General features: G+C 58.0%; 1 protein-coding gene. It reads right to left on the bottom strand.

Annotated elements, in window-relative coordinates; all coding sequences use genetic code 11:
• Positions 1 to 2: 2 nt before the first annotated feature.
• Positions 3 to 965: an IS1595 family transposase gene (locus tag FBY03_RS22950; RefSeq protein ID WP_147174652.1), complete on the bottom strand. Its 963-nt coding sequence runs from the start codon at positions 963 to 965 to the stop codon at positions 3 to 5.
• Between the last annotated feature and the right edge of the window lie 71 nt (positions 966 to 1,036).

Genomic DNA, 1,036 nt, shown 5'->3' with positions numbered 1-1,036 from the left:
GGCTATGTCCCAATAGCGTGTTGCATGGTGCGTCCAACCGCCTCCTGGATACAGTGAGCCGGCCGAATATGCTGCTGATAGCGCTCAAGCATGCGCCGCCAGCCCAGATAATTCGGGAGGTAGCGGGTGGCGACACCGTGAAAGCGAGTCATCCAACGCTTCAGGCGGCTGTGGTAGGCATTAACGTTCTGAATGTGGAAAGCGCCCTGGCGTACCCGTTCGCCAGGGCGCGAGTGGACGATATGGTGAGTAATGCCCTGAGTGCGGGCAAAGTTTGCATAGACCGCAGCGCCATCACTGCAAAGTACAGCCTCTCGATCGATCAGCGGCAGTAAGGCTGCTCGCACATGCTCTGCATTCAGTTTCTCCAGCTTGAAGTCTGCGGTATGCCCCTCGCGATCACGAACCACCATGACCGGAATTTGATCCCTGCCTGTGCCGCGTGTTTTGCCGACGCCGCCCCTTTTGCGTGGCGCGCGTGGCAGCTTGCGTTGACCTTTGAAGGATTCCAGAAAGAACGTCTCATCGACCTCAACGACTCCCGTTTCATGTGATGCATGATGCTGGGCCGCGCTGGCCAGGAAACGATGCCGCCAGAGAAAGGCGGTGTTCTTGCTGATGCCGCATTGTTTGGCGGCCTTGCGCACGCTCAGACCGTCAATCAGCGCCTGGGCGTAGTCTTTCCAGCGCTCGGGATAGTGCAAGCGCGCAAGACCACTACTCGAAACCGCTGAGCATGTCCGCCGACAGGCCCGACAACGGTAACGGCGTAAGCCACGCGACCAACCCCAGGGAGCAAGATGCTCAGCCTTGGTTTGGCAATGTGGGCAGCTCTGTAGCGCTGGCAAGCTATCAAGAACCTCCGTTGCAGGCGGTTCTTGCAAAGCCTGATGAAGTGCGGATTTCTGCTTGCGGCTGAGTTGGCTCACCTGAGCCAACCAGCGCTGAAAGGCTTGAGTATCCATGGTGGGCAGACCTCACAAGCGGATGTCTGCCTTAAAGCTTAGTCCTTGCAACACAATTTTGGGACAGAGCC

It is taken from the genome of Pseudomonas sp. SJZ079, assembly GCF_007993865.1.
Classification (GTDB): domain Bacteria; phylum Pseudomonadota; class Gammaproteobacteria; order Pseudomonadales; family Pseudomonadaceae; genus Aquipseudomonas.
Note: the sequence above shows the minus strand (reverse complement) of the source record. Positions and strands in the feature narration are given on the sequence as shown.

Excerpts from the sequence above, each read along its gene's own strand:
- FBY03_RS22950 (WP_147174652.1), bottom strand. The coding sequence starts at position 965 with ATGGATACTCAAGCCTTTCAGCGCTGGTTGGCTCAGGTGAGCCAACTC.